Genomic DNA, 6,934 nt, shown 5'->3' with positions numbered 1-6,934 from the left:
TAAGTTTGCTTGGATACCGCCCAGTAGAAGTTCCTTAAAAAATTCTTCTATCTTGTCGAATATCCCAAACATCTAAGCTCTCCTTTTCTTCTTACTTGAGTACATTGGCAAGAAGTGGAATCAGCTTAAGTCCGATTAGGACAATACCGCCTCCTGCCATCAGCTGCTTAATACCTTGAGATTTTGCACCCGATAGTGATAGGTAATCCTTTGATGTTATCTCCGGATTTTCCCCCACTTCACACCGTGCATGCGACTTTCACCGCACACGGCGTTCCATCACAAGAAAGATTTTCACGTTTTAACTAAGACTTACACACTTCGTAACAAATTATTTTTTTCTAAATTAGTGGCAATCCTGCCATTTTTCTAAGCTTATTACATTTCTCGATCTGCTTGACCGTTAAGCCAAGCTCTTTTATATATTTTTGGATTGTATCTTCTTTTGTTGCATGGATAAGTATATGAACTGCAGCTGTAACAAGAATTAAGTTGCTATAACTGTCTGTACCGCCTTGTTCAAGCGGTATCTTGTGATGGCAATGTATATAGTTTGGTGTAAGTTTTACACCTGTTACCCCACATCTGCCATATTGTGCTGCAAAGAGCGAGATTCTGTTGTCTGCAAACTCTATACTCTTATCAAGTACAGGATGTCTCATCAACCAAACAAGTGTATCTACATCGATTTGCAGATTTTTATGAATAAAAGCTCTGCCCTTTACAGTGTATTTATTTACAACCTTTTTCTTGTGTTTTGCGTCCTTTGTCCTAATATATCCAACTGGAATTAGCGGATGTCCATTAAGGAAGCGAAGCTGTTTACTTTTTCCATATTTTTCTTTGATAAATCCTTTGTTTAGCATTCCACTGGTTTTAATATCAAGTCTGTTGTTCATCTGCTTTTTAATGTGAAAGGCTATTTTAGCAAAGTCCAAACTTACATTTGTTGCTATTTGGTAGTAATTATGCAAGCCTGAAACAGTGGCATTATACTTGGCTATTGCTTTGTACTGTTCCTTTTCGTTTGCAGGTCTTTTTATATCCGCAACACATTTAGAAATATTTTCTTTTGCATTTTTCAGTGCCTTATCACTTATATGCGACTGTACAACAAACTTTTTGCCTTTTGGTTTAACCTTAAGCTTAAATCCTAAGAACTCCGAATACCTTTGTTTTAGATTTGTTATTTTAGATTTTTCTTCACTCACATTTAGTTTTAATCGGTCTTGCAACCATTTTGTAACTGCCTGATAGGTTCTTTTTGCATCGTAGTAATTACGGCAAAATATCTTAAAATCATCAGCATACCTTACAATGTATATTTCTTTTAGGTTGCTTGTTCTTAAAGCTCTGTAAGTATGGCTTTTTATCTCTGTTCCTTGACTGTTCGTTCTCTGTTTATATGGATAATGCGTAGGCATTGTCAGCCATTGAGATGAAACCCACCAATCTAATTCGTTCAAGACTACATTAGATAGTAGCGGTGATAATATTCCGCCTTGTGGTGTTCCCTTTGTTGGTGTAATTACCTTTTTATCGGGCATAACTATGTCTGCTTTAAGCATTTCCTTAATGATACAAAGTAACTTTTTGTCATGGATTCCTAAATTCCAAAGCTGCCTTATGAGCTTTGCATGATATACGTTATCGAAAAATCCTTGTATATCAATATCGACTACATAGTGTAAGTGCTGTATCTGCATTAGTCTTGCACATTCTGCAATAGCGTGTTCCGTACTCCTGTTAGGTCGAAACCCATAGGAACTGTCATGAAACTTGGCTTCACATATTGGCTCTAATATTTGCAAGATACATTGTTGTACAATTCTATCTACAATAGTTGGTATTCCTAAAGGTCTAATTTTCCCATTAGGCTTTCGCATTTCCACTCTCTTTACAGGGCGTGGCTTATACCAATGAAACTGTTTTTGTATGAGAGAAATGTATTCTTCTTCATTTAGCCTTGATAGATGTTTTATTGTTCTGCCATCTACCCCAGCCGTATGACTTCCTTTGTTCCCTTTTATACTACGATAGGCAAGTTTAATATTTTCTCTTGAAGTTATCAACTCCATTAAATTTGAAAATACTTTATTATTACCGCTATCTTCATATAAATCATCAAGGACTTTTTGCAAGTCATAGTATTCCGTATAACGGATTTTGCTTTGTTTCAGTGTTTGTTTCGAAGTGGACACAGTCACCATCTCCTTTCGGATTTGATTTTCTTTGTCATACTCGAAGCTGTGTTTGTCTTAATTTCAGTTCTTGTACTTTCCTGTGACTGGTGGCTATCCCTCCACGAACTTATTATTTTCGCTTCATAGGTACTGTGCCACCGCTTTCACCAAGATAAAGAACGGTTATATGCTGTTTTTTTCAGTCATTTTCCCATTCAACACTTCATTAGCATTAGACTGCTTCCATGCTCTTGGCTTACCACGTTCCGACAATCTTATCTTTGAATACGTTTAGGTTCTTCCTCTAAGCCTGTGTTTAGTTTTCACCATATCGCCTGTAACGATATATGGATTTTCATAACAACCATTCTTACTCATCCACAAACACCCCATCTTTGATGGGAATTGCCGTTAGGCAAATTCAAACGTTTAGACCCTTACATTCGGAAGTACGTCAGTGCTTTGGTATACACATTCTCACCATGCGTATTCGACACCCGACATATAGGTAGCACCGTCCACCTCTGAACAGCTTTCGTGTCTGATGTTAATATCAGTCTTACGGCTACTCTCTGCCGACTTCACCGAGCTTTTGACAATAAATTAGTCTAATATTTATTGCCAATCGGAGTATCAGTGTAGGCATTTCAGGGCGTTACCCCGTCATTCTACCTATCAGATTGCCAGTTCTCCTAAGTTTTGAACTTTCAGTCCTTCGACTTAGTGCATAAGCTTTTCACTTATGAACGTGTCGCACGATTGTCATTGCCATATCCTTCCATCAGGTTGATAACACCCCATGCTCCAAGTCCTGCTCCTACTGCCATTACCAAAATCTTTAATACATTAACTGCCTGTGTAAAAAATTCCATAATTTATTCCTCCTCGCTTTCTTCTTTCTTTTCAATCTTGTTATATGACTTCACTACAAAGTTTTTGTAAGTCTTTCCCTCTTTTTCACGCTTCTTAAAGTAACCAAAGATATGAATCAAATCGCCTTTTTCAAAGTCCTTTGCTTTCTCCGATTTTTCTCCATAGGCTGCGCAGTTGATATACTCCTTGCCTTTCCCGTACTTTTTTACAAGCGTGAAGTTTGCAACCTCAACAGTTTCTCCCTCTTTGTCAAAACTTGAAAAAGTGGGCTCTGCCAATAAATTGGCATTGATGTTAATCATTTCTTGCTTCATTAAAAATTTCTCCTTTTCGTTTAAATAAAAAAGCGACCGGAATTTTTTCTTTTCCAATCGCTGATGCTCATCCTATTTACTTTTTCTTAGTGGGACTTCGTATTCTTATCATCTTACCTCCTGACTTTGAGTAATAAAAAAGCAGCAAATCTATGTTTTTTAGACTTACTGCATTCTTGTAATAACTGTTTCCCTATTCAGCTTTGCTTTTCCTTTTCGCTTCATATAGCTTTCTATATCAAACAAGTTTTTCTTATTATAATCCTCCAGTAGCTTATAGTTCTTATGTTTTGTAATATCGAATTTATCTGATAGAAAAGGTCTGACACCACGAAGCTGAAAAATACATTTACCGCCGTCCATGACCGTAATTTCATCTTGACTCATAAGCTCCTTGCCTGTCTTTTGATAATTAAGTCCAAAACTCTTTTGATTACTCCTTGTTTCAGATGTGTTGTAAAGGTCAATGGTTTCTTTACCAAGCGTTTCAGAAAGCTCTTTAAGTGTTGTTTTCTCCTTTCCACCAAGAAATAAGGTGCTATCACAGTTGCCCACGATTGTATCAGCATTATCTTTATAGATTGCCTTTAGCTGAGATTGTGCTTGAAGAATTATACTTGCTGATATTTCTCTGGAACGTATTGTCGCTATTAGCTTTTCAAACTTTGGAATTAAGCCGATGTTTGCAAACTCATCAAGTAAGCATCTTACATGAACAGGTAATCTTCCTCCATACACATCATCTGCCTTATCACATAGCAAGTTAAATAGCTGAGAATACATAATAGATACCACAAAGTTAAAAGTATCATCTGTATCGGAGATAATGACAAAGAGTGCTGTCTTTCTATCTCCCAGTGTATCAAGCTCAAGTTCATCTTCACTCATTAGTTCTCTAAGCTCTCTTATGTCAAATGGGGCAAGTCTTGCTCCGCAAGATATTAGAATAGACTTGGCAGTTTTCCCAGCAGCCAATTTGTACTTTTTATATTGCTTCACCGCAAAGTGTGTCGGTTCTTTCTTTTCCAATGCTTCAAAGAGTCTATCAATCGGATTCATGTAGGTTTCATCATCTTCTCTTACCTCTGAAGCGTCTATCATATCAAGTAGTGTTGCAAAGTTCTTTTCTTCTCTTGGAGCTTCATACCAGATATATCCGATAAGTGCTGTATAGTAGAGTTTTTCAGCTTTCACCCAAAAGTCCTCACCTGCTTTTTCTCCCTCGCCCTTCGTGTTTGCGATAATTGTCTGAACAAGCTTTAGAATATCTTTTTCAGAACGAATATATGCAAAAGGATTGTACTTCATAGACTTTTTGAAGTTTATGGTATTTAGAATTTTAATCTCATAGCCATTATCTTCAAGCATCTTGCCACACTCAAGGACTATTGTTCCTTTAGGATCGGTCACGCAATATGACGAGTGCATTTGCATTAAGTTCGGTTTTACATAAAATCGAGTTTTCCCAGAACCACTACCTCCTATAACAAGTACATTCTTGTTACGAGCATATTTAGGATTTTTAGGTCTACCATTCATAGTTAATCGTTCTGTTTGTGTAAGCAAGATATTGTTCTGGAATTTTTCATCCATGTATGGTTCTATATCTTTTCTCGTTCCCCATCTTGCTGAACCATACTCCTTTCCCTGTCTGAACTTTTTTGCATTTTTGCCTTTGCTGTAGACAATGAATTTAATTAAAGCTGCTACTCCTATGCCTATTATAATGTCAGTTGGATGAATGCTTGGAATAAAGCTCATGGTGTTAAGCTCTAATATCCCTTGAAAGATTTTGTCTATTACATCGCCACCAGTATAGGCTCGTATATGGTGAGAGAAGATATTGCCAACATAGAAAAATGCAAGATAGGGAATGTTCTGCTTTAGAAACTTTGCCTTATCCTGCACCTTAAACAAGCCTTTGATGTCCTTTAGTATTTTCTCTATCATAGGCTCTGCTCCTTTTGCTTGTTCTTGATTTTATCTTTAGAAACAGAATTTTTAGCCATCTCCTTAAACTTCTCAATGTTTTTATGAATAGATTCTTTCCTTTCCGTTTTCTTTTCTGATTCTGAAAGTGCGTGCTTAAATGCTTTGTCCATCACTTTCATATCTTTTGCTTGAAAGAACACTGAGTATTTACCTGATTCTTTATCTTTCATTACCGAAAACTTAACTCCATATCTGTTCAGTTCTTTTTTCAGTTCCTTCAATTCTGTTTCTTCTACTGGTATCTCTTCAAGCTGTCCCTTTTTAACCATATCTTTTAGTTTTACTTCATTCCCTTTACTCCCAACGAGCTTTTCAAGTCCACCGATTTTTTCTGATTCTTTCAGTAACTTCCTTATCAAATCCAAAAGTATCTTGCCTGTTACTTTGCCGGCTCTCACTTCCATGGTGAGCGTTTTTCTTGCAATTTCTTCATTGATCAACTCCTTTCACCTCCGTTCAGTAATCTATCTTTATTGCGAGTTAGCTTATCTCTTTGAATAAACTTTCTGAAATCCTCACCTACAACCATAACGGGAATACACATTTCAATAATTCTTGAATAGATTCTTTGATATTCAACGCTATCCTTACAATTTTGGATTGTGTCGTAAGAAAGGTTAGTTGTGAAGATAGTCGGTTTCTGTTTTAGGTACCTGCTATTGACAATGTTATATACCTGCTCTTTAGCATAGCTTGTATCCCTTTCAATTCCCAAGTCATCTAAGATAAGAACGGAAGTATTTACAAGGGATTCAATATATGCGTTTTTATCAAAGTCAAAGCTGCTTTTTTGAAGTTCATTGATAATCTGTGCGAAATTCCTAATCTTAACACTTATTTGATACTGTTCAATAAGGCTATTTGCAATGGAGCAGGCAAGATAGGTCTTTCCGCTTCCTACAGAGCCATAAAAGAGAAGTCCGATATTTTCTTTTTTCATTTTCTCATAATCTTCTACAAAATTCTTTGCAATCATGAGGCTTTGATTTTCTTCTCCCTGATAATTTTCAAAGGTATATGACCACTCCCTCATGGAATTGAAACAGGTTCTTTTTAACCTTTCAATTTCCATCTGTTTTTCTCTTCGTTTCTTTTGTTTCTCTATTTCTCTATCGCATTTACAAGCTACCCTTAATATCATTTTATTTCCGAAAAATTCCATTACATCACCGTCTTTTCTTTCGTGGCAGACTTTACAATATGCGTGTCCGTCTTTGATGTATTCTTTTTCAGAATCATAGGCAAATTCTACATCCTCTATCATTATTTTTTCCAATTCTCTTTTCATAAATGTTCTCCTTTGTTATATTCTTCCCATGTCGGGACATTTGATGTTTTCGCCTGCTTGCTTTTGCCCTGATCTTTATAGAACCAAGAAAGGATCGTCGCTTTATGGTCTTTATAGCTCTTTCCGGTACTCTTGATATATGCAGATAAGCGTTCAATGTAATTATCAAGCTGTGCATTTAGTTTGATTTGTAAATCAGAAATATCTTCATCAGTTAAAAATACATTTTGAAATGTTCCAAGTCCGTTTTTGCAAAAACTATATTCTCTCTTACTATACTTACT

Annotated in this window: 5 protein-coding genes and 3 pseudogenes; all 8 read right to left on the bottom strand. The window is 36.2% G+C overall.

Annotated features, from left to right (window positions below):
- Positions 1–91: 91 nt before the first annotated feature.
- Positions 92–190, bottom strand: a pseudogene (locus HMPREF2801_RS09125) (Maff2 family mobile element protein); the annotation flags it as partial.
- Between the two features lie 151 nt (positions 191–341).
- On the bottom strand, positions 342–2,201 hold the full coding sequence (ltrA, locus tag HMPREF2801_RS08560) for a group II intron reverse transcriptase/maturase (RefSeq protein ID WP_070611881.1): 1,860 nt from the start codon (positions 2,199–2,201) through the stop codon (positions 342–344).
- Positions 2,202–2,926: 725 nt separating this feature from the next.
- A pseudogene (locus HMPREF2801_RS09120) lies at positions 2,927–3,055 on the bottom strand (Maff2 family mobile element protein); the annotation flags it as partial.
- A gap of 3 nt (positions 3,056–3,058) precedes the next feature.
- Entirely contained in the window at positions 3,059–3,370 is a 312-nt protein-coding gene (locus HMPREF2801_RS08555) for a single-stranded DNA-binding protein (RefSeq protein ID WP_000807041.1), read from the bottom strand.
- A gap of 165 nt (positions 3,371–3,535) precedes the next feature.
- Positions 3,536–5,320 carry a VirD4-like conjugal transfer protein, CD1115 family gene (locus HMPREF2801_RS08550; RefSeq protein WP_070611880.1) on the bottom strand — a complete coding sequence of 595 codons (1,785 nt, stop codon included), beginning with the start codon at positions 5,318–5,320 and terminating at the stop codon, positions 3,536–3,538.
- Positions 5,317–5,802, bottom strand: a complete 486-nt coding sequence (locus HMPREF2801_RS08545) for a PcfB family protein (protein ID WP_070611879.1) — start codon at positions 5,800–5,802, stop codon at positions 5,317–5,319. The genes HMPREF2801_RS08550 and HMPREF2801_RS08545 overlap by 4 nt, the downstream gene beginning before the upstream one ends.
- Positions 5,799–6,650, bottom strand: coding sequence for an ATP-binding protein (locus HMPREF2801_RS08540; RefSeq protein ID WP_070611877.1), 852 nt, complete (start codon positions 6,648–6,650; stop codon positions 5,799–5,801). The genes HMPREF2801_RS08545 and HMPREF2801_RS08540 overlap by 4 nt, the downstream gene beginning before the upstream one ends.
- Positions 6,647–6,934: pseudogene (locus HMPREF2801_RS08535) on the bottom strand (replication initiation protein); the annotation flags it as partial. The gene HMPREF2801_RS08540 and the pseudogene HMPREF2801_RS08535, both read right to left, overlap by 4 nt.

The sequence above is a fragment of the Peptoniphilus sp. HMSC062D09 genome, assembly GCF_001811425.1.
Lineage (GTDB): Bacteria > Bacillota > Clostridia > Tissierellales > Peptoniphilaceae > Peptoniphilus_A.
The sequence above is the reverse complement of the archived record's forward strand: the minus strand, read 5'-3'. Positions and strand labels throughout refer to the sequence as shown.

Excerpts from the sequence above, each read along its gene's own strand:
- HMPREF2801_RS08540 (WP_070611877.1), bottom strand. The coding sequence starts at position 6,650 with ATGAAAAGAGAATTGGAAAAAATAATGATAGAGGATGTAGAATTTGCC.
- HMPREF2801_RS08550 (WP_070611880.1), bottom strand. The coding sequence starts at position 5,320 with ATGATAGAGAAAATACTAAAGGACATCAAAGGCTTGTTTAAGGTGCAG.
- HMPREF2801_RS08555 (WP_000807041.1), bottom strand. The coding sequence starts at position 3,370 with ATGAAGCAAGAAATGATTAACATCAATGCCAATTTATTGGCAGAGCCC.